Source organism: Microcystis sp. M53602_WE12, from assembly GCF_030065455.1.
GTDB lineage: Bacteria > Cyanobacteriota > Cyanobacteriia > Cyanobacteriales > Microcystaceae > Microcystis > Microcystis aeruginosa.
This window is the reverse complement of the sequence record NZ_JASJFB010000039.1, coordinates 1-22758: the sequence shown is the minus strand read 5'-3', so window position 1 is coordinate 22758 and position 22758 is coordinate 1. Positions and strand designations below refer to the sequence as shown.

Genomic DNA, 22758 nt, shown 5'->3' with positions numbered 1-22758 from the left:
GCTCCAGCTACATCAAATGTTCCAAAAAAATATAGAAGAGTTAATGCAAATTAGCCGCTATCGGTTGAAGGATTACATCAAAGGACAAAGAGCGATATCGCTTGCCCTATCTACCTTCTAGCTCGCTTGTCCCCCTCTCAGCTATTTGAGTGAAGCAGGAATTATTTGTTAGGGAAACTTCGCCTGTCAATCGATCACAATCAAAAGCCCCTAATACGGCTGCAAGATCGATAAAAGGGCTTTTAACCGCAGGAACCCCTAGTTTCCTCCAAAACTTGTGATAGGGAACAAAAAAATTAGCTAGATACAATAACCCAAAATATCCTAAGAGTGCAGCAACTACCAAAAATCTGCCATCAATTTTTGATTGCTTTTTGAGCATTTTCCTAATCTGGATATGTATTGAATTTACTATGTCCACTTAGTGCCTCCTGCTATTAAAGGATTGATTATCTGTCAATGACTTGAGTTCGGTATAGGACGCTCATTGCGCCGCTAAATGAAAGACTACATCCGGTCGCCATGAAGCGATTAAACGAGCCACTAACTCAGCCGCTCGAATATCTCCTATATGCTGACTCAGGTTTTGAGCTAAGTCTAATTGCTCAAATAAGGCGGGGGTGGTATTGGGAGCTAAACTGAGGCCTTTTACCGCTGCCCCCAAATGGAGTAACCAAAAAGCCAGCCAAGACCCCTTAAAGCCAGTATGACCCGTGATAAAGACCTTTTTGCCCGACCAAAATGCTTCCTTTACCATATTTTCCATCTAGCTTGTCCAGTGTCATAAAGGTGATTGAGCATTTCCATTTCTCGGTAAGTATCCATACACTGCCAAAACCCTTCATGCTTATAGACGGCGAGTTCTCCCAAAGCAGCCAGGGTTCTTAGGGGCTGTGCTTCAAAAGTCGTCGCATCTCCCTCAATTAAATCCAAAACCTTGCGATTTAAGACAAAATAGCCCCCATTAATCCATCCTTCAGATGTTTGGGGCTTTTCTTGGAACTGACTGACTAGATTATCTTCAATCACTAACTCGCCAAAGCGAGAAGGAGGACGAACCGCCGTCAAGGTGGCTAATTTACCATGAGAGTAATGGAAATCCAACAGATCCGCAATATTCACATCACAAACCCCATCCCCATAGGTGGCTAAAAAGATATCACTTCCAGTTTGATCTATATAAGAGGTGAGACGTTTAAGACGGCCTCCGGTCATGGTTTCCTGTCCCGTATCAACTAACCAAATACGCCAGTCTTCTTCATCATGTCCACTATCGAGTTTGGTCACTTTTTTATTGCCTAACTCTAAGAGGACATCACTTTGATTCCAATCATAGCTAAAGAAATAGTCCCGGATTATTTCCCCTTTATAACCTAGACAGAGCATAAAGTCAGTTAAGCCATAATGGGCATAAGTTTTCATGATATGCCAAATAATTGGCCGATTTCCGACAGCAATCATCGGTTTAGGTCGAAATTCGGTTTCTTCCCGCAGTCGGGTTCCTTTGCCACCACACAAGATAGCCACGGGAATGTTAGACTTATAGTCCTTAACTGTTAAACTGACCGATTGTATTACCATTAGATTATATAGTGAAGGGTCTTGAGAGTGACATCATCTTATCGAGGCAGTTTAACACGGGATTCCTGATTGTGTCCAAGATCTGTCTAAAAAAAATTTTGTTAAGCGAGTGTACCCAGTTTATTGCTAAACAGGCTCTTAAATCCTATAGCAGTTATCTTTATGGTGAGGTACGAAGTTTTCGTTTTGGGGAGTCGGCCAGTAATGCTAAATCAGGTTATACTTCATCTTTAACGCTATAATTCTGACCGAGTAGGACTAGAAATTCGTGCTACCATGCGAAGATAAATATTCGGGTATACGGTCACGAAGCTACCAGACAATTTTAGGATAAAAATACCGACACTTATGGGGAAATCAATCAATAAAGTCCGAGTAACGGCACTGATTTTAGGGATTCTAGCGATCGCCTTTGCCTTTTTCACCAGGATTGTCAGTATCTTTGAATACGTTACCTTCGATATCGGACCGGATCCGGATCAGATTACCATTGGTTATATTTGGATGGATATGTGGAAGGGAAACTTTCCTCAATTGGGACTTGCGGGTGGGGGTGGAAAATATGGATTCGCAATTCCCCCCCTCTATATTTATTTAGGGTTTCCCCTGACAATTTTCGGTACCGCTCCCGAATTTCAAGTCCTTACCAATGGACTATTTTCTTTTCTATCGATTCCCCTCTTAATCTACTTTGTTTATCAACTTTTAGAAAATGTAGAACAAGATAAACGTCTTCTCCTGTCCAGTTTGGCAGGATTTTGGTATAGCACGATCTATGCGGACTATTTCATTAATAATTTTTCCTGGTGTCCTAGCCCAATACCCTTTTTCCTGCTCGTTTTTGCTTTACTCTATCGTTTCCAGATGGAAACGAGTAAGCCGCTGCTCTATCAGGCTATAGCTTGGATATTCTTCGGGATTACCGTCGCTATATTGGTGAGTTTACACACCACCACGATGTTAATTATCCCAGTGACTTGTGTTATCGCCTCTCTAGGGTTTGTTTATCGAAATCGCAAGAATACTCGTAAATGTCTTTTGCCTTTTCTATCGATTCTCTCCGCAAATCTCGCCTTAGTTATGTATTGGTACAGTGAGATAGTTCGGAATTTCGCCAATACGAAAGGACTGGTGAGAGCGCTCACGGAGAAGGGGGCGAGCGGTGAACCATCGAGTAATCTGTTCACTCGTCTATTTAAAGCGATTTGGGAAACGGTTTATCTGGGTAATCAAGTGTTTTTTTTGAATGACAATATATCGATTTTCAATGTCGTAGTTTCGGCTATTTTTTTCGGCATTTCTCTATACATAGTCATCAAAAAATATCGAGGCAATAAAACACTGATCGGCTTTTTTGCGATCACTTGGATAATTTTTCTCTACGCTTCCTCTAATTATCCTGATGAGCATTTTTATTCCCATCGTAAAATCTTACTCTGGTTTGCTCCTATCCTCTTGGCGATCGCTAGTCTGGCCTATCTAAACTTTACTAAGACTTTCGACAGGATCCTCGGTCTAGTTCTAGCAATTATCATCGGCTATTCTATCGCAACTAATCTCTATTTCAATCAACGTTATCTTGCCAGTAAATACGGTTCCGAAAGACTCCTATCCGTGGCCGATACAGTGGAAATTATCAATCAGATTCCGGTCGGTTCAACCCTTTGTGATCCGGCCAAGAAAGGCAAAAGAAAAGAGCATGGTCAGTATGATTATATCGATACCTTTATGACCAAAAGAGAGCTAACGATAACCAATGCCTGCCCATCGGGTAGTTATTATATACAGCCGAAATTTAAAATGGCTATCCAAATGAACGATTTATTTCCAATTTTTACCCTCGCCAAAACCCCCCCTCTCGATCGCCCGATGACTTCCCTTCTTGAAACCCCGGAAGCCTATCTCTATAAAATTGAGTAGAAATAAGTAGGTGGGTGGAATTAAATATAAGATGAACGTAGGTTGGGTTGAAGCATGAAACCCAACGCCTGATTATGTTACGCTACCGCTAACCCATCCTACAAATAATTGTGCCTCCCTACTTACCATCGTGCTAAAATAGGGAACCTCGAAATAGACAACTTATCGCCTTCCCCCGGAACTTCATTACAGACCAAAATATATTCTTGAGTTACTTTAGCAAGAGCTTTAGACGTAGGCGTTTTTAGCGAAGGAAGTCTCAAATTAGTTATGGCCTTTTGCGGAGGACAAAACCTATTCCTCCTAAAATGATTAAACCGATAACGATAGAAGGTTCAGGAACTTTGCTAAAAGTTAGGCTACCTTGTCCCGCAATACCCAAGCGAGGAGTATAGGCAAAAGCCGCTTCACTGAGGTTAAACAATCCGCTAGTCAGGGCAAAATTAGCGATGGGAAAGAAAGCATTAGTAGAGGTGACACTATAATCGATGCCAATAAAAGTCTCATCGAAATAATTGACCACGGGAGGGGCATCGGCCGAAGCGAGATTAAAGGTATTGGAGAGTAGATTAAAACTAATATTGGTCAAGGGGATAGATTCAAAATCCACTCCTGTAATCGCCGCATTATCGAAACTAGCCGAACCGGAATAAGTTCCCGTCAGACTTCCATAAGTTATGACACCTTGAAAATTGTAGGTGATATTTGCCCCTTGCAAACTATTGACATTAACACCAAAATATGCTAGGGCTAAACCTGTGATTACAGCAACTTTATTCATGGTAATTACTCCTTAAAAAAAACTCAGGTGGGCATTGCTCATGCTCACCTTTGTAACCCCTAAATCAGGTTTTATGTCAAGCTATTTTGAAAGCCTTGCTAGAAACCAGTTTTAGGGACAAGTATAATTACTCGCTTGCATAAATGAGATGCTCCCGTTGCTCATAAGCTCGATTAGGATTTTGAGGGTCAGGGACAAGAATATTCTTCCACCAAGACGTATTTGGATAACCGGCATTTTTCAGATCATCTAAGCCAATATTGTCGGGATGATAGGCATTCGGCGCACCATCGGCATCAATACTCATTTTTGATTGATAGAAAAAAGCGGTTTGTCCTGAAATTTGCCAAACAGAATAACCGCCAATTTCAAAGAGTTTCGTTCTTAGTTCACAGCTTATGGAAGAAGCTTCAATTTCTAAAGTAATCTTTTCACTAGCAACAGAATGATTATCTTGATCAAATCCTCTCGCTTCAATTTGACGTTTGCCGTTGTCAGTAAAACGATAAGAGACTGACCAATTGCCATTAGAAACTGAGCTATTACCGAAGTGCCACTTACTTTAAACGGTCGGCCCATGGGCATTGTTAGAATACGGAACTAAAGATTCGACAGATTGAAACCACGATTTAAAGGATAAATACCCGGTGGCAACCAAAATCCTTCTGTGTAGCCATTCTCCCATTGTATATAAACATGATCGAAGAAATCGAGGTTTTCAGCATGAAGGTCTTTAATTTGCCATTTAGGCCCGTTTATGCCCTTTTCGTGTTTGCCCTGTTGATCATCCCAATCATTCTCTGGGTTGGGAAACTGAGTCCTTTTTGCTCCATCTTTGGTGATGTAATAAATGTGACCCGATTGATCCTGATTATTTCGAGGCCATCTTGCTCCAATTGCCCCACGAGGTGCTAGGTAATCTTCTTTCAAAAAGTAGAGAAATCCCAGACGACGCAGTTTTTTCTCAACGCCTGTAACTTGAACATTATCAATTAAACAGGGGTCTTGGAAAAGTGCTTTGACGGTGGCTAATCCTAACTTTTCAGCCAGATATTTCATCACACAGGAGACAGAATAAGCACAGGGTGCATGATGAATACCGTATTGATCTTTGTTTTGTTCAACTAATTCGTTTAGTTTCTTATGACCTTCCTCCGTTGCTTCCATAAAGGTTGTTTTGGACTGAAGAATGGGCAGGATTCCTTGTTCAAATAACCGGCATCCTTCGGCATCAGTTAACCTGTGATCTGTCGGCAGAGACTGGGTGTGTTGGAGGTTTTTGTAAGCATCTAAAACTAAACCCTCATAAATAGTTTTAGTATAATCTGAGGGAGCTGCCACATGAATCAGAATGCTGGTTTCTTCTTTATTTTGATTGGTTTGAGTGTGAGCGATAGCGGTAATTTTGCGATCACCAGGATTCGTGAATCCTGAATAAGTAATCGACCAAGAACCGTCTGCTTTAACCTGATTATTGCCTAGGGAATATTTGTCATCTGCTGTGAGTTCTACAGTGACTATTCCAGAATTTACTTTGCCTCTAAAAGTAACAGGTTTTAGACATTCAAAGTGAGCATGATTGGTAGGATTGATAATTTGTAGGGAAGTCATGGTATTTCTCCTATGGGATTGTTGAAAAATTTACTGTTAGACGAATTGATCGCCCAATGAAGGATTAAAAGCGATCGCTTCCAGATCGGTACGATAGATACCAACTTTATGAATTTCCTCTGGTAATCTTGGCCAGATGTGGACTTCACTCTCAAAAGTGCGCCAAAATTGCGGGGTAATTCGGAAGACTCGGTTATTAACAAGGGGAAGTCCTGTAAAATGTTCTTGCATTCTGGCATTAACGCGCCGATTTAAGACCTCAAAGACTTTTTTGACCGTAGCAGGATTATCATATCCGTCGTAATGCTTGAAAGTGATTCCTGTTTGATTTTTTAGCTGATTACAGAAGCTTTTAGGTTCTTCTGGTCGTTGAACTTCTTGATAGCCATTAGCAAAAACGTCATGAGCAATTGCCTCTAGGTAAAGTTGTTTCTGAGCAGCAGGATTTTTAGCGTAGAAAATAATTTTTGCTGCTGCCAAAGTTGAGCCAAAACAATTGCCAAATGTTCCCCAGCTACCAAAGGCCAATAAATCATCATAAGGCAGGACTGATTGAGCATTCCAAGCCCCATTAAAAAGTCGGCCATCAATGATGACTAATTTAGCGCGTTGCTCGGAAGAATAGTTCTTATATTTAGCCAGAAATCGCTCATCTAACTTCGCTTGTTCCTTGTCGTCTTTCTGATAACAATCAGTGCTACCACCTTGACGACGAGTTAAAATAGCTACCTCAAAATCCCAATCATTTTCGGTTTCAATGAGTCCGATAGCGGGCAATTTTTCTCGAATCACTTCCCAAGGCTGGCGGTTAGCATCATAATGAAGTTTGGTATCATTATTCGCTACTTGAATACGCACTTTCGTCTGAGGAAGAGTTTGAGCCATCGCCATTGCTACTAACTCATCAGCACCCCAAGTAATTGGCTTTTTCAGAGTAGATAAATGGTATTTTTCCAGAAGTTGATCAAGTCTTTCTTGGATTTTATTGCGAACTTTTATAGCGACTGAACTAGGGGAATCTCCCATAGCACAAACAAGAGCAGAGATAGACAAATGGCTTGCTTGTAAAAGGCGAATTGACTGTTCAATACGCCACAATTCTTTTTCATGTCTTGGTACTAGGTTGTCAGAGGTAGAGTTACCAACACCCACAAAAGATTGAATAAGAACTGCTTTATCAAATTTAGAAAGAGTAGCAAGATAGTCTTCAGGATATTGGACTAAACGCTCGGCAATAATAAACGCTGTATCCTTAACAGAAAGTAAGGCATTGAGTTGTCTGACAAGACTATCTACTTGTCTTCTCGGTCCCAAAATATAAGCTGGATAAATGCGTTCTGAACGTCCGTCTAATCCATTTAAAGGAAAAATCCCCAGTCCCGCTTTATCTTGTTCTGTTGGTCGATGATACACCTTAAATTGAGACTGCTTAATATCTTGTAATATCTTGGCCACAGGGTCATTACTTTTAATTTCGACATGGGGAATATAAGCGAACCATTTCCCTATCTCATTAACAGGGGTTGTTAATTCTAATTCCCAGTGATTATTGTCCGCAGATTTGTAATCATTAATCTCAAGTTCATCTTTAGCTATCAAGGAAAATTTTTGAGTAGGGTCAGTAATCTGACTGCTATCTAGGGTAGATTGTTTGATAACAGTATTGACTAGAGCTTTCAGTTTTTGAGTAGTCATCATTTTTGCTCCTTTTTGGCAATGTGAGAGGATTATCTAAGTTTTAAAACTGGCAAAATGTGAGGAAACAACTTTAATCAGGGACAGTAAATTGCACAAATCTGGCGGGTATTTCACACTGATTTCCAGAATCCCCACTATCGCCATCAATCAAAATATAGGCCGTTCCATCAACGATCGCTAATCCTTCCGATGACTGGGGTAATTCTCGAAGGATTTCAGGTTTAAGAATCGTATTGGGTTTGAGATCCTCAGCCGATAGTTTCCAAAAAACGAAATTATCTTGACCATCTTTCGGCCCGCCAGCAATTCCCCAAATCTGGTTATTATCAAAGGTAATTTCTCTGATTCCCCGTCCCCCTAAATCTAGAAGTGTTGCACCATCGAATTGATAGTTATCCAGATTAGCCATTGATAGTAAAACAGCATAATTCTTAGCGTCTAATGTGACAACGGGAGAACGTAAGCCAATCCAAATCTTGAATTTTTCGAGGGATAAAGGCTCAGGAATGGCTACTGCTCCTTCCGCATTAAAAGCATTGGCTTGTTCACACGCCACTTTATCTCCTAATGATTGATTAGCCTTGGTTTCCGCCTCATCAATAGCACGACTCACGGCACTGATAATCTTGTTAGAATTCACATCTAGACCTTGAAAGAGAACTTTAGAATCGATTTGAGGACTTTGGATCAGTTCACCAATAATTTTTAATTGATTTCCCGACAATTGAGCCTGTACAAACCGTTGTCTATTTGCTTTGATCTCACATTTATTGTTACGACTGTGAGAACCGAAGAGAAGAACTTTATTATCATCTAATTTTGCGATCGCTTCAATGTCACTTATTTTTTTCTCTAAGGCTAACTGACTTTGACGAGTTGAGTCTAATTGCTTAGAACTCACAGAATAGAGAAAGAGAGCGTCTTTTTGTTCATTATCTGCTACTAAAAGGCAATTTCCTTCTGATTCTGGACAGGTTACTTTTACGACAGCAGATGGTTCACAGACAGGATATTTTCCCAGTGTTGATACATTGTCAGCCTTAATATGAGCCATCGGGAAAAGCCAACCGAGAAGAAGAGCCAAACTAAGTGCTGATAATAGCTTGAAAAGGTGGGTAATTTTCATAGAAACAGTCCTTAAATTATGAAACACTCGATCGGGGGAAGCTTAATTCAGGAAAATAGTAATAACTCCCCCCATATTTATGTTGACAATTTTAGGTCAATGCGGTGTAAATTTCCTCCGATATTTCGGTATCTTTATAGTATTCAAAGTTAATTTCTTGGACTGTTTCTGTCATGGTGAATAGAACATCTTCAATCTCACGAATCAAGGTTTCTAAATTCGTTTTTTGGATTAATTCCTCAGCAATAACATGACCGAGAAGTGCCATCACTTTAATCGTCACAGGTAAGACATATTCATAGGTATCTTTGAATCCCGTCATTAATTCCTGATCAAATCGTTCTTCGTCCCAGTGGGAATATGCTGTTCCTGGACCATAATCGGTTTCAACAAACATATATTGTAGTTCGGGAATCTTCTTGATTGTTTCGGGTTTAAAAGCACCCGTATTTTGATAAAACAAATTCATCCATTGATCCCAACCAAATCCTAATGTATGTCCAATTTCGTGAATAATTGTGCCAGCAATACCATAATTAGTAAACGTTCCAAGATACTTAGTATTAAACTCAATCTTGCCATAGACGGTATTGCCTTGTTGATAAGGTTTATAGGCTCTAGCAATCACAGAACCAGGACTATAAAATGTTCCTAGTCGGATCACAATATTAGACTGAGGAATGACAAAACGATTCCAAAAGTTACAGGCTAATTTAGCGGTTGCTTTCAGCTTCCCATTGTCATCGTTTAAGATTTGGTAAGTAATCACCGTGCTTCGGTTAATATTTGGGCGAATGATATTGACATGAGGACTATAAGCAAACCAGATGACTGAACCATTGACAGGGGAAGATAAAAGCAATTTCCAATGATTATGATCCACCCTGTCATACTGTTGAATCTCAAGTTTCGATCCAGCTAATAAAGTAAATTTTTGTCTTGGATCGGTTATCTGTGTACTATCAATGGGGTATTTTTTAATGACAGTATTTACCAATGCTTCGATAGCTTGAGTCGTCATAAACTTTTCTTCTCCATTGCCAATAAAATCATTTGAGCGCACAATAGTATAAGGTTTATCGGGATAAAAATTGTGGTCTTTATCCATCTCTCCCCGCACATAAGGAGCAAGGGGTGCAACAGCTTCTATGTCACGATGAAAGGTCAGAGTTTCTAATTCAACCCATCCACAATTGCTATTTACTCCTTCAGGTTTAGAGATAGCTGTACCAAGAATTTCAGAGACGGGAAAAAAAGGTTTTTCTCCACCGATTATTCCTTTGATATAAGCTCCTTTAGGGATGCGTGCTACCATGTCTCCATGAAGGCTTAAATCATCGAGTTCTAGCCATCCAGGGATGCCTTGGTTGGGATTGAGTTCTTCAGGGATTGACATCATAATTAAGTCCTCAAATAAGTGATCATAATTATTAAAACTAGGAGGGGATTAGATTGATTTTGCCCTACCTAACAAAAAGTTTAAGTTTCCTTGACTTCTGCGTATTCTTCAAAGACAAAATGAACATCTCGATCGCCTTTGACTTTTATCCAGCCATTTCAGCCAATAGTGTTGCCATTCTTGGTAATCAAGTTAAGTCAATGCCGACAATATTTTATCTGTGATTGCTTAACTTGACGTGAATGGACAAGGAATTAAGCAATTGAACACCAGCGAACAATGGTATAACCAATAACACCAGGATCACCGTTGCTGTTTAAATCATTCCAAAATCTGGTGTATTCATTGGGAGGCATGGTTTGACATCCGGCACTGAAAGGATTCGTTTCTCCACCTTGATGAAATAACATCGTTGTTCCAGCAGAAGCACGAGGTTCATTAGGTTGAAATAGGCCATCGTGACTGGTATCTCGTTCCGCCATGGCTGATGCGGTAGGACACAATACTTTACCCAGGGTGGCACTTGTTCCTGTTTTATATTCGTAATATCCTTCGGGTAAACGTCCTAAATCCAGTCGTCCATCACCATTTGCATCAACCCCCATTCTGTTGCGATCAGCCAATGGATTATTACTATCTTCATACTGAGATGAGGGTTCCGTGTTAGAGGCGTATTTACAAGCGTGTTTCCCTGCGCCATCTTTCCAGATCATGTAAGTAATATCATCGTAACAACCATGCCAATCATTGACTTTTGTACTGGTTTCCTTCCGGAAAGAGATTAAATTGCGTTTACGCAATGTTCCGCCATTATGGGTGATAATCTCGGCACAATAATCGTATTGCTCACTTTCCGATAGATTAGAAGCGGGAGGGTTGATTCCCGAACCCATCAGGCGATCGGAGGTTAAACTTTCTAGAACCCAACCGGAACAAGGTGAACTAATACGAAGCCATCTCGCACCTTGACTATCCAAACCAGCATCTACGACAGTTAAAGCCGTATTATTGTCTAATTGACCCACTTTTTCATAGGTAGTTCCAGGTCCAGAGCGCACATTTAAGGGAGGATTGGCATCAGCAGCAAAGACTCGATGCAGCGAGGAAGTTAAAGAAGTAAAGACATAACCTTCCACGGGTTTATCAATGCGAAGCCAATTGTCATCCGTCCCTATCACGTTTAAGGGTGTGCCATTAGTCAGTTCCGTGACCACCGAAAAGTTTGTTCCTGCCCCTGAACGGACTTTTAAGGGCGGATTCGGGTCATTGACAAACACGCAATAGGAAGATTTTGTCAAGTCACGATGAACATAACCTTCAATCGGTTTACTAATTTTGAGCCAATTGCCCTCTTCACCTACAACCGTTAATCGTGTCCCGTTATCTAAACGCCCCACAGGATCATAATTACTTCCTGCACCTTTCCGCACATTTAAAGGCGGATTGGCATCACAGACAAAGACGAATTTTTCAGGCTGAGGTAGGGGTGGTTGACTTCCTAAATATTCCTTAACTCCCGCACAAATTTTCTCAACGATTTGCTGATAACCGCCATCTCTCAACCAACGAGCATCTTCATCATTGTCAATGAAGCAACTTTCAAACAAGATGGTGGGCATGGTACAAGCATGGGTACAATTCCAGACTCGACTATACCAGTCATGAGCAAAGGGCGTTCCAGCGTATTCATAACCCCGTCCTTGTAAAGGCAGTCCTCGGAAGTGTTTATCGATGATTTTGATAAATTTCTCAAATTCTGGACTCCGATTCACATAAAATAACCACCAACCTTTTGCCTGTCGGTTACAAGCATTATGATGCAGACACAAACAAACATTTGCACCACTGTCATTAGCTCGTTGTTGCAAGGTTGAAAGGGAAGCTAATTCATTTTCTTGACGACAGATAATCACTTGATAATTGCCTTCCGCTTCTAAACGGGCTTTAATTTCAACTGCTTCTTTCCAGTTGTAGTCTTTTTCCCGTAAATTTAGCGCATGGTTGACTGCCCCTGAATCTGTCCCTCCATGTCCTGGCATAATAGCAACTTTGAAAACCCGTGATGGGGGAGGTTGTTCTCCACCATATTCATCTAGTAAGCTTTGAGCTTCAGGGAAAACATTTTTGACCTTACTGACATAGTTTGGGTCGGTGGCATAGCCTTTTTCCCAAATATATTGTAAATAGCCTTCCGGATCATTATCGTATTCTTCCCATCCCTGATAGGGGGAATTCGGACGACCGATAAACCGCCAATATCCCATTGCGGCCTGTTCTGCGGTTTTCCAATGACACCAATAACAACCATTGGGTTCGCTAGGGGTAACTAACCAAATTTGATGGGTGATTTTTTCGGTGTAATTGTCGTCAATTTTATCTCGCCATTTGAGTCCACCGGGGTTTCCCGCTTCTTGAAAAAGTTTACTCGTACCTCGTGCAGATTCAACGATTGCTTGTGCTAATTGAACAACCCGTAATTTGCGATACCGAGTGGGAATTTGTTCGGTGGTAGCAACGGCACGCACATAATCAGTCCATGAGAAGATCATAATCATTTCCTCCTTTATTTAGGAAAGAATAAAAAGTTCGATTAAAACATTGACGCAGCGATCACATCCCTTTTCTCCATCACTGTGGAGACTTTTTCTGGTGGCAACTCCTCCAACATCTGGACGATATGTTTAATAAATAGATGTAAACTTTCTTCCTCTGAAAAATTCTGACTAGGAGACTCCCTTGAGATAATTTCCCACCAGATTGCAGCTGCTTTTTTAATTTCTCCGATGTCTAGATTTAAGTATTGAGATTTTTCAGAAAAATTTGCCTTAAATATTTCGGCTAAAGTTTTCATCTGTTGAGGATTATTTCTGTCCACTTTAGTTAAGGTGAAATCCGATTGGTTACTATAAAGTAGCTTGCTTTTATTGGCTGAATACTCTAAAAGATTATAGCAAGCTGCCACGAAACCACAGGCAATAACCACCTCCGCTGCTGTCACTCTTTTGTCTTCTTTTTGACTAGCAAAAGTCATCTTTAAGTTGGTTATCAGTTTTTTTGTCTCCTCTTGATTATCTATTTTCCAGATTAGCACTGACTTAGGGTCTAAAATCTTCTTGATTAGGGAGATTTCGTAACTCTTGACACTGCAAACATTGTACCATTTTAACCAAAGTGTTGTCGGTAGAGCCGTCGCTAATTTAGATAGACAAATTATATATTCTTGGTTATTTGTTTCATTGATTTCAAATCTTCCTATCAAATTCTTAGTATCTAGTTCCTCATTCTGATCTAAGACCAAAGCTAAGACCAGTGTATTAATTTTTGCGATCATTTTTTTGATTTGTTTGAGAGTTTCACCAGATTCTAAGGGAGCCTCCTCTTTCCACTCTTGCACTGGACAATCTAGTTCACTTAGGGCCAAATCTTGATCATTTCTATGATAAAGGTCAAAGATCAAATTACGAACTAGATCAATCTTTTGGGATTCTCCTTCAGGATTGTTGGACTCTTGCTCATATTTATATTGCAAAAACTGATAAGTAAGTTTGCGATTTCTTTGCAAAAAAGAGCCAAATACAGGAGATAATTCTTTGACTCGATCTGGAATTAGTTTGGCTAATTTGTTATGATCAAGAGACCGCCATGAGTTATGAGCGGGAAGCTCATCTCCTTTAATACCCACTTGAGAAGCTAACCAGCCAATCCAACGACACTTACGGGAGGTGAAAAGAAAATTTAGAGGTTTTATAATTGCCTGAAGGACTGTTCTTGTAAAACCTGTTAAATTCTTAACTAAATCCTCAAATTTATTGACTTGATTGAGTTTAGACGCATCTAATAAAGCACTCGATGGTTCAAGGTTATCTGCATCGGTGGCTATCACAAGATCGATCTTATTTGGTAGTTTAATTGGCTTAGATTTATCATAAGAAAATCCTGATGACTTAACAGAAGTTAACCTTAAGGATTCAACAGAAGTTAAGGCTAAATTATCGTACAAACCAGCATCCATCAAAGCAACTCTATCTTGATTGGGGGTGAGTTTTTGTAAGTGGTTTAAACTTTCTTTGTTATCGCCAAAATCATCGGGAAAAATAATTGGTTCAAAACCAAGAGGGAAACAAGAGGAAGCCGCAATCATGTCTCCTAAGCTAAGATTTTGACAATCTTGGCTGATTTGTTGATTTTTTGGATCAGATATATCAATAAATTTGTTGCCAATTACTATTCCTTTCCCTTCTCTACAGATTTCTTTATCTTCACTGATAATTGTCCGTAACATCGCAAATCTAAATAAAGAGGCATCAGTCATATTAGTGGAATTGATACTTAAACAGTCGGGGGAAGTATTAGCATCCTGTAATAATTGCCAAACTCGCTCATTTATTTCTTTTGTTCCTCTTGCTGGTGAGGGTTTAGAGATTCCGAATAGGGTTTCTAACAATTGTTCCTTATAACAATTGGCAGCATTTTTAATCATTTTTTGAGAACCTCCCAAATCTGACAAAATCGCATTGGCAACCTTGTCACTTTCTAGAAAAGACTTGAGGCGAGTATAGAATTCTTGATAAAAAGAATTACCATCAAGTAAATCTGGCTTTTCTGGTGTATAAACTTTGGCTTTAGCCATCAGAAAAAAAGCAGCGGCAATCGAGCCTCCAGAAGCAGATGAAATAGCTTGAACTTTCTCCAGTAAACCCAATTTTTCTAATAAAACCATTGTACCTAAAGAAAATCCTGCTGCTCTAAAGCCTCCCCCAGAAAAAGTCAAGGCAATGGTACGCCGGGGATGGGAATTTGTAGATAAAGTATCCATAATATTTAATCTCCTTGCTCAAAAATTTTTTAGGCAAACACAATCCAACCACTCTGAAAACTTCTGGGGAGCAATCCCCTTTTATTGCAAAGTTAAATAAGTAAGATCATCTTGCAAAAGTCCCGCAAGATTCAACCGAGACAAAGGACGTTTCAACTCTGTTCGGAAGTGAAATAGATGAGTTAGATAGCTGGCGTGACTAGGTAAAATTAGATGCGGTATTTATACTTACTACTTTAGATCGTCTATCAGAACTTGCTGCCCTAAAGACTGCAAATTAATATATTTCTTTAGGTTTCTGTATATAAGTTTACAGAATATTGTTCAGCTATTTACTAATAAAAAAAGTTGAGTTTGATGGCAAACCATCTTAACACCTAAGCCCGCCAACCTGAACTTTAGCTGATTCTCGATCGCAATTTTAGCCCACCCTAGCACTGCGCTCTTTTGCCACGAGGATTTTTACCGAGAAAAATGATCTGTCTGCCTGAGAACAGGCTATAGTGATCATCAAACCCTCAGTGAAAAACTTCCCGTGTCTTCAGTATTCCGCCTTCCTCCCTATTTTTCCCCCGCTCTGCAGCGTCGAGTCATTAAAACTCTCGCCGCCAAAAAAACCCGTCAATTCTTGACATGGGCGGCAGCTTGTGCTAGTTTTTTGATCCTCTGGGCGTGGAATTGGCAGTTAGTTTTGGCCACTTTAACCGGGGTGGGGGCGATGATCGGAGTTTACCATCTCCAGGGTCAAAACTGGCCATCGCTGTGGCTGTGGGGGCGTGCTTTTTTCAGTGCCGATAGCGGTAAGTTAACTTTAGCGGTAGTCTGTGGCGGTTTGGGCAGTTTAGCCACCTATCTCGCTGTCGCCATTTGGACCTATGCCGAAAATCGCTGGTTGGCCCTGGCCTCAATTTTGCAAGGATTTGGCACGGTTTTGACTTTAATCCTGCTAGGATGGCATTTTCTCGACCATCGCGGTCAAAATGAGTCAAAAAACTTCGATCGCTGGTTAGAAAAATTAACAGTCAATGATCCCTTAATGCGCTTAATGGCAGTCCGACGTTTAAGTGAAATGCAACTTTCCCCCAGTCGTCGAGAACAATGCCAAGAATACTTCCGTTATCTTCTCTCGCGAGAAACCGATGCACAAGTGCGATCGGCTTTATTGGATAATTGTTCCGGGAAAGAGGCAATCAAACCGCAACCTTTACAAATACCCCTACAGGTGAAAAAATCCCTCCTAAAATACGATTAATACTAAATCCTGTTTAAAAAGTATAGGGAAGTGGGGAAGTGGGGAAATTGAACTAAAACCCCAAAACCCCAAAACCTAAAACCTGTCTCCTAACGACCGGCTCCCGACTCGGAGAATACTGACGACCGACGACCTGCGCCTGAATCCTAGGCCACCATTTAAGATAACTGCTATAGTTAAAGCTAAAGGCTCACTGTAGAGGCTGAAGACGATATTTTTTTCACACCAAAGTTAACTCGCGCTCCTCGATATTTTGGAACATCAGCGTACTCAGATAACGTTCCCCAAAACTAGGCTGAATCACCACAATTAATTTACCCTCATTTTCCGGTCGTTGGGCCAGTTGAATCGCGGCGCAAAGATTGGCACCGGAAGAAATCCCCGAAAGCAACCCTTCCTCTTTTGCCAGACGACGACCAAATTGAAAAGCTTCCTCATCACTGACAGTAATTACCTCATCAATCAGATCTGTGCGTAAAACTTCCGGAATAAAACCTGCACCGATACCTTGAATTTTATGGGGACCGGGATTACCACCAGAAATCACTGGACTATTGAAAGGTTCCACCGCGACTACTTGAAAACTAGGTTTACGGGATTTAATTACTTCAGCGACTCCCGTAATCGTGCCTCCAGTACCCACACCCGCAACAATAAAATCTACCTGTCCCTCCGTATCTTGCCAAATTTCCTCAGCAGTGGTGAGACGGTGAATTTCCGGGTTAGAAGGGTTGCGAAATTGTTGCAACATATAAGCGCCGGGGATACTATCGACGATTTGTTGAGCGCGTAAAATTGCCCCTTTCATGCCTTGGGAGCCGGGGGTAAGTTCTAGGGTAGCACCGTAGGCTTTTAACATCGCCCGGCGCTCTAAACTCATCGTTTCCGGCATAGTTAAAATCAAGCGATAACCCTTAGCTGCCGCAGTCATCGCTAGGGCAATTCCCGTATTGCCAGAAGTGGGTTCCACTAAAACCGTGGTTTCTGGATTGATTAAACCCGCTTTTTCGGCGCTATTAATCATGTGAGTGCCAATGCGGTCTTTGACGGAAGCAGCGGGATTCATCCCTTCTAATTTCATCACAATTCGGCCAAGACAGCCCTCCGCTTGGGGAATCCGATTCAATTGTACTAAAGGTGTGCGGCCAACCAATTCGGTGACATCGTGAGCGATACGCATGATATTTTCTCAGTCTGGGTGATTCGTGTGCTTAGTTATAGCGGTGAGCTCTCAGCTTTAGCGTTTGAGAATTTCCTCACTAGCCAAGGAGGCGCTATATAGCTCACTTATAGCAAAGGCCAGCCCTAGATCGGCAAAATTTCCATTTTCCTTTGTTTCTTCAGTCGGTCCGAGTTGATTCCCAGAGACAGGCAAAACTACCATGACCGATAAGATTGCTTTTTTCCAAAAGCTTATACTTGTACTAAAATAATTATGGATAGTTTACTAAAGTCAGAATTACGGTCATGACCATTAAATCTAATCTAGCCCTATTGAAAGAACAACACATAGAAATTAAGGGCGGATATTCTAGAGTAGTTATGATAATGTATAAAGATCAATATAAAGAAAAGGAATCCAAAGATAAAACCATCGCTCAGAAATTTAATACCTATCATTTTGTAAAGTATAAAGAGCAAGTGGTTGACTTATTAACCCGTGGGGGTACCGTTAGCGTCGAGACAAGGACAATTATCGAGGAGATGAAAAAATTATCATAAAATATCCCGTGAGATGCGTTACTTAGCTGCGTTGGCGTTAGTAATACACCCTAATTCTGATAAATTCAAACTATTTAAAATACGGGTTTTTATTGGTCTTTTTTCATCCCAGAATATCAGAGATGAATAAAATTCCATCGCTAGGGAAGAATTGAGAAGCTGTAGTGTTTTCTGAGCAGTATCTAAATCATCAAAGCTTAAGAAGTAAACAGTATCATCGAAAATAACTGGTTGATTTTGATAGGGTGATATAAGTTGAAAATTCAGTTTCTTATAAAGTCCAGAAATGGCAATTTTAAAAGGAGAGAAGGTGTAAGAACCAACGCCGAATATAGAAAAATCTGGTTGATTTTGATAGATTTTGCTTTTTCTATTCCCAAAGTAATCTACATGATTAACTAGATACTGCCAAGTTTTTGGCGCTATATCTCGCATATTTTCTGTAGATTCACCAATAAACTTCTGAGTTACTAAAACGTATTTATTGATAATTTCTAGGCGATTTTGTGCCACATCTGAACCTTTAAGGAGAGGATAAAGATAGGTGGTTTCAATATCAACGATTTCCTTTAAACCATTGACAAAAATTCCATTAACTAACTGCAATTCCATGACTTTTGAGCAATCATGTTTAATACCTGAACGCCATTTTTCTACTAGAGGATGCCGATGATATAACTTCTCTAGTCTGATAAAAGTATTTAAATCTCTGACTAGAATATCATTTTGATAACCAATACGCTGAAACTCCCTTTCCTCAAAACTCTTGAAAACATCACAAAAGTAATTTTCTGATTGAGAATCAAATTGACAAAATAGGAGACAAGCATCTACATTAGCTTGAAAATATTTTTGAGTGTTTATCGGATAAATTGCCGAATAGGTGAGATTAATTTTCTGAGTATAAATATAGTTCAAAATTTTTCTAGAAACGGCTGTTTTGCAGATAATTGCCAGATAAGCTGAACGATGATTAAGACATTCAATCAATTTAATTAACATCCATTCTGAAATATCAAAGTTACTTTTTCCTGTGATAGCATCTAAACCATGATAACCTTGAAAGTTACTTTTTTGCGGTAAATTGCTACCATTAATCAATCCCTGTTTTGAGTTTGTTATCCAAGGTAGATTCCCCAAGAATAAAATATTCTCTTTCCATGCTTGAGTTAGAGCATTCCAATCACAGTCAAAAAAATTATTTTGATGAACTTGTATTCTTGTATCTTGGCATAATTGCTCATCTTGGGCTATCTGTGCAACATAATTAGGATTAATTTCAAAGCCAAGAATTTTTTCAGTTTGTTTGAAGGTAACTGCTGCCGATTTTAAAAAGTTTCCTGTACCACAAGTTGGCTCAATAATTACCTTGGGATTAACATTTATTTGTGATAACTTTTGGCAAATCTTTTCGGCTAACTCTAAAGGAGTTTGAAAGTCGCCGTATTCAACTTTAACTGGAGAAACTGACATTACTAATTCTCTCTATAAATAGCGATTAATCCTTCTTCTTGACCAGCAAGATCAATTACTCTAGTATATTGTAGTCTCCACTGTAAGGCGTTGGAAATGGTTAAAAATCCTTGTACTGGAGGATTAGCAAGAATTTCATCGGCTATATTGGATGCTTCCATTTCATCAACGGGTAAGTTTTTATCTAACATAAAGGCCATTAAATCATCTTTGTTACCCTGATTGTTTAAGATGTTGCGAATACCACGAGTCATCTGGAAATCAGCTGTTCTTTCAGCCGATACAAAAATTGTCGTGATCATTCTTAAATTGGCAGTGCGATTGAGACTATTATCTAACTTTTCATAAACAAAAATAATTAAGGAATATCCTAAGCCAAAAATCTTTTGTCTTGCGGATTTAAAAGGACAAGATGATTGTGGTTGTTTAGTACTGGTTACTTTTATATCAACCAGCAACTCAGGAAAATCGATACCACTGGCTGCATTACCCTCAACAAAATCATATTTTTCTTTTAGATATAGTTTAAACTTTTGTTCTAAGTAGGTTCCGATCGCTTTACCATCTGTAACACCGTAGAGCGAAGCTTCTTGATGTTGAGACTCTAAAGCTGAAAATATAGCCGCCTCATTACCTAAAGATTCTTGGGTTAATCTTGACATATATAGCTAAATTAATTAATCTCCTCGTTTTTTCTATCTGACAAAATTAGCAAGCTTTCTTAATTATAAGTCAACTGCCATCTATGTAATAGATCGCTGTGAAGCTTGAGACAAAATATTATCGCTCATAGTTTTTTCTTAATATGAGATACAGAAAAGTAGTCCTGTGACTTGGGATTAGCTTTGCTCAAGACTTTTAAATTAACTAAAATTATCGCGCACAACCCTTGTCTAAAACCTATCCCTTATAGAGATCTTTCTTAACAATTTGGTCAGTAAGGACTCTAACCCTTATCCTGACTTGATTTCAGTTTTTTCTTTGTCATTAAGGGTGTCAACAAGGAATATTACAGATTGTTAACCGAGTCTTGAAAGCCCTGTGCTACAAAGGTTTGAAATGTTAAGAAAGATGTGACTAATGGACAGGTCTAAAACCTCGCTCCTGGTTGGCGAAAAGTTTTTGGAGCGGAGTATAAATCCCCGTTACAAAAACGGACTCCTGCCCTCCGCTTCCTGCCTTCGTTAATTATTAACATAGACCGGGCGATGGTGGGGGAAAGAGGGTGAGCGCCCAGGGACAAATCCGAAACCTAGCTGCTAACAACCGAAAAAGTTGGGTTAGTATGAGGGGAGATACCCTCTGAGGAGTTGCACTAATTATATGGACATCAAATTAATCCTGTTGGCATTAACGGCCGTATTCACCGTCTCTTGTCTCTTTTTCGGCACCCGCAACGGTTTTTACGATAGCGATAACTACGATGGCAATGGTTCGGCTCACTAACCAGTCATCATAATCAGGGTTGCCATGGTTCAACGCTCTACTGCCCTCTGGGGGTCGAAATCCCTTTTATCCTGTTTACCTTTTGGTGTCGGTCACACATCGGAAGGGGTTTGTCTCCTACTGAAAATCGGTCCCCATCGCATACTTTTAGATTGCGGTTTGGCCGATATGCAACCCCTCACCGAAAACAAAAAACCACCCGTGGATCTGGTGTTCTGTAGTCATGCCCACAGCGATCACATCCGTGGGTTAATGGCTCTCCATCAGACCTATCCCCAATTGCCAGTTTATGCCAGTGAGGTGACAGTACAACTGCTGCCCCTACAATGGCCCGATTCTGCTGAGGAAATCGGCAGTTTCTGTCAGGGTTGGCCATGGCGATCGCCGATCGCTCTCTTTGATGATCTCACCGTCGAGATTTTTCCAGCTGGCCACCTCCCTGGGGCTGCCGTGGTCCTCTTCACCTACAAAACCCCCAAACGCACCTATAAAGTCCTCTATACCGGCGATTTTTCCCTGTCTAATTTTCAACTGGTGGAAGGATTATCGATCGATCTGCTGCGGGGAATATCCCCCGATGTGCTGATTATTGAAGGCAGTTACGGCACAGAGCGCCATCCCCACCGACGACAGCAGGAAAAACAGTTGATGAATCGCATCTATCATGCGATCGCCGAGGGACAAAATGTCCTACTACCCGTCCCCGCCTTGGGATTGGGTCAAGAAATTTTAAAGTTACTGCGATCGCACCACCAATTCACGGGCCGCGACATTGATATCTGGGTTGGGGGCAAGATCGCTAAAGCCTGCGATGCCTACCTAGAAATCTTACCACAATTTCCCGCATCTGTGCAAAATTTTGCCAAACATCAGCCCTTATTTTGGGATGAGCGCATCTGTCCCCGGTTGCGAAGGTTGCCAGAAAAACCGACACCTCTAGGGGGAACCACTCCGATAATTTTACTAATCGATCGCCTAGAGGAGGTGAGTAAATATCTGCAAGGGGATAAACCTTGGTTAATGTTAGCTCCCCAACACCTGCACGATATCAACCTGGAGAATCCCCGATTAAAAGCGGCACAGCGTTCGCAATTAATTAGCCAAGAAACCTATCTACTGGCCGAACATAGCGATAGTCGCAACACCACCCAACTGATCCATAACCTGCGACCGCAGCATATCATGTTCGTCCATGGCTCGCCCCTATATCTAGCGGATTTGACCAGTTTAGAAGAATTACAAAGCCGTTATCAACTCCATTCTCCGGCCGTGGGAACTCTGGTGGAATTGCCTATTGGCGATCGCTTTATGCAACCGACACCCCCGGCCCCCAGCCACTATGAGGGAGAATTAAATGAATCGGATTCGATCGTCACTATCACCTTACCAGAGCCGATCACCCGGGATCCCCGGTGGAGTAATTTCGCCGATACGGGACTGGTGGAAGCGCGCTGGCAAGGGGAAGAATTATTATTGCGGGGAGTCTCCCAACGGGAGTTATTAAGCGAGAGTCCCAATCGCATCACCAAAGCTTTAGAGGAGATGGATTGCTGTCGTGTCTGTGTCCACTACAAAAGTCAGCGCTGTTGGAATCCCGCTTCTCCCCTCTACGGTTTTAAAGTGGTTGCTGAAGGCTATTGTCCCGTTTTTGAGGCCAATATATAATTAGGGAGGCACAATTATTTGTAGTGGATTGTTTCAGCTAATTTGGTGTATTAGAAAAATGCTATAAATTCTATAATCTAAGACTTTAAGCCGAAATCTATTGCCCTATTTTAGCTGAAACAGTCCAGTAGGATGGGTTAGCGGTAGCGTAACATAATCGGGCGTTGGGTTTCATGCTTCAACCCAACCTACGTTCATCTTATATTTAATTCCACCCACCCACTTAGCATAAAATAGGATTAATTGACCAGAATTTTGGGGCGATAGT

At 40.7% G+C, this 22758-nt stretch carries 19 protein-coding genes; 5 read left to right on the top strand and 14 right to left on the bottom strand.

The annotated features are described in order from the left end of the window. Positions 1 to 484: 484 nt before the first annotated feature. Positions 485 to 766: a GDP-mannose 4,6-dehydratase gene (locus tag PX482_RS01700; protein ID WP_002756778.1), complete on the bottom strand. Its 282-nt coding sequence runs from the start codon at positions 764 to 766 to the stop codon at positions 485 to 487. Next, positions 751 to 1581: a glucose-1-phosphate cytidylyltransferase gene (gene rfbF, locus PX482_RS01695; protein WP_002756779.1), complete on the bottom strand. Its 831-nt coding sequence runs from the start codon at positions 1579 to 1581 to the stop codon at positions 751 to 753. The genes PX482_RS01700 and rfbF overlap by 16 nt, the downstream gene beginning before the upstream one ends. Positions 1582 to 1929: 348 nt before the next feature. Here rfbF and PX482_RS01690 point away from each other — a divergent pair, with 348 nt between their 5' ends. Continuing rightward, the gene (locus PX482_RS01690; RefSeq protein WP_288121997.1) at positions 1930 to 3501 is read left to right on the top strand and encodes a hypothetical protein; all 1572 of its coding nucleotides are present in this window, start codon (positions 1930 to 1932) and stop codon (positions 3499 to 3501) included. 268 nt (positions 3502 to 3769) lie between these two features. Here the strand turns inward: PX482_RS01690 and PX482_RS01685 are convergent, their stop codons facing one another. From PX482_RS01685 to PX482_RS01650, 8 genes are all read right to left on the bottom strand, one after another. Continuing rightward, positions 3770 to 4282, bottom strand: coding sequence for a PEP-CTERM sorting domain-containing protein (locus PX482_RS01685; RefSeq protein ID WP_288094503.1), 513 nt, complete (start codon positions 4280 to 4282; stop codon positions 3770 to 3772). A gap of 127 nt (positions 4283 to 4409) precedes the next feature. Next, complete coding sequence (locus tag PX482_RS01680) at positions 4410 to 4589, bottom strand: hypothetical protein (protein WP_002756784.1); 180 nt, start codon at positions 4587 to 4589, stop codon at positions 4410 to 4412. 293 nt (positions 4590 to 4882) lie between these two features. Further along, the gene (locus PX482_RS01675) at positions 4883 to 5893 is read right to left on the bottom strand and encodes a hypothetical protein (RefSeq protein WP_288094504.1); all 1011 of its coding nucleotides are present in this window, start codon (positions 5891 to 5893) and stop codon (positions 4883 to 4885) included. A gap of 36 nt (positions 5894 to 5929) precedes the next feature. Next, on the bottom strand, positions 5930 to 7588 hold the full coding sequence (locus PX482_RS01670; protein ID WP_288027711.1) for a DUF4127 family protein: 1659 nt from the start codon (positions 7586 to 7588) through the stop codon (positions 5930 to 5932). 73 nt (positions 7589 to 7661) lie between these two features. Further along, positions 7662 to 8717 (bottom strand): DUF3616 domain-containing protein, encoded by a 1056-nt coding sequence (locus PX482_RS01665; RefSeq protein ID WP_002756790.1) that lies wholly within the window; start codon positions 8715 to 8717, stop codon positions 7662 to 7664. 91 nt (positions 8718 to 8808) lie between these two features. Beyond that, entirely contained in the window at positions 8809 to 10116 is a 1308-nt protein-coding gene (locus PX482_RS01660; protein ID WP_002753630.1) for a leishmanolysin-related zinc metalloendopeptidase, read from the bottom strand. Positions 10117 to 10370: 254 nt separating this feature from the next. Continuing rightward, positions 10371 to 12665, bottom strand: a complete 2295-nt coding sequence (locus PX482_RS01655) for an SH3 domain-containing protein (protein WP_002756791.1) — start codon at positions 12663 to 12665, stop codon at positions 10371 to 10373. A 41-nt stretch (positions 12666 to 12706) separates the two neighbouring features. Continuing rightward, positions 12707 to 14932 (bottom strand): patatin-like phospholipase family protein, encoded by a 2226-nt coding sequence (locus PX482_RS01650; RefSeq protein WP_002756793.1) that lies wholly within the window; start codon positions 14930 to 14932, stop codon positions 12707 to 12709. A gap of 535 nt (positions 14933 to 15467) precedes the next feature. On the opposite strand from PX482_RS01650, the gene PX482_RS01645 reads away from it, so the two are divergent. Continuing rightward, positions 15468 to 16184, top strand: coding sequence for a hypothetical protein (locus PX482_RS01645; RefSeq protein WP_288027708.1), 717 nt, complete (start codon positions 15468 to 15470; stop codon positions 16182 to 16184). Positions 16185 to 16404: 220 nt separating this feature from the next. On the opposite strand, the gene cysK is transcribed toward PX482_RS01645, so the two are convergent. After that, the gene (cysK, locus tag PX482_RS01640; RefSeq protein ID WP_002741039.1) at positions 16405 to 17364 is read right to left on the bottom strand and encodes a cysteine synthase A; all 960 of its coding nucleotides are present in this window, start codon (positions 17362 to 17364) and stop codon (positions 16405 to 16407) included. 57 nt (positions 17365 to 17421) lie between these two features. Next, positions 17422 to 17568: a hypothetical protein gene (locus PX482_RS01635; protein WP_002756797.1), complete on the bottom strand. Its 147-nt coding sequence runs from the start codon at positions 17566 to 17568 to the stop codon at positions 17422 to 17424. An 83-nt stretch (positions 17569 to 17651) separates the two neighbouring features. Between PX482_RS01635 and PX482_RS27990 the strand changes: the two genes are divergently transcribed. After that, positions 17652 to 17906: a hypothetical protein gene (locus tag PX482_RS27990; RefSeq protein ID WP_002756798.1), complete on the top strand. Its 255-nt coding sequence runs from the start codon at positions 17652 to 17654 to the stop codon at positions 17904 to 17906. Between the two features lie 18 nt (positions 17907 to 17924). Here the strand turns inward: PX482_RS27990 and PX482_RS01625 are convergent, their stop codons facing one another. Together PX482_RS01625 and PX482_RS01620 are read right to left on the bottom strand one after the other, a co-directional pair. Beyond that, complete coding sequence (locus PX482_RS01625; protein ID WP_002756800.1) at positions 17925 to 19379, bottom strand: hypothetical protein; 1455 nt, start codon at positions 19377 to 19379, stop codon at positions 17925 to 17927. Between the two features lie 2 nt (positions 19380 to 19381). Beyond that, complete coding sequence (locus tag PX482_RS01620) at positions 19382 to 20041, bottom strand: type II restriction-modification system restriction endonuclease (RefSeq protein ID WP_288094506.1); 660 nt, start codon at positions 20039 to 20041, stop codon at positions 19382 to 19384. Between the two features lie 661 nt (positions 20042 to 20702). Here PX482_RS01620 and PX482_RS01615 point away from each other — a divergent pair. Together PX482_RS01615 and PX482_RS01610 are read left to right on the top strand one after the other, a co-directional pair. Next, on the top strand, positions 20703 to 20825 hold the full coding sequence (locus PX482_RS01615; RefSeq protein WP_002737208.1) for a DUF8629 family protein: 123 nt from the start codon (positions 20703 to 20705) through the stop codon (positions 20823 to 20825). A 24-nt stretch (positions 20826 to 20849) separates the two neighbouring features. Continuing rightward, on the top strand, positions 20850 to 22490 hold the full coding sequence (locus PX482_RS01610) for an MBL fold metallo-hydrolase (RefSeq protein WP_002762297.1): 1641 nt from the start codon (positions 20850 to 20852) through the stop codon (positions 22488 to 22490). Positions 22491 to 22758 lie beyond the last annotated feature (268 nt).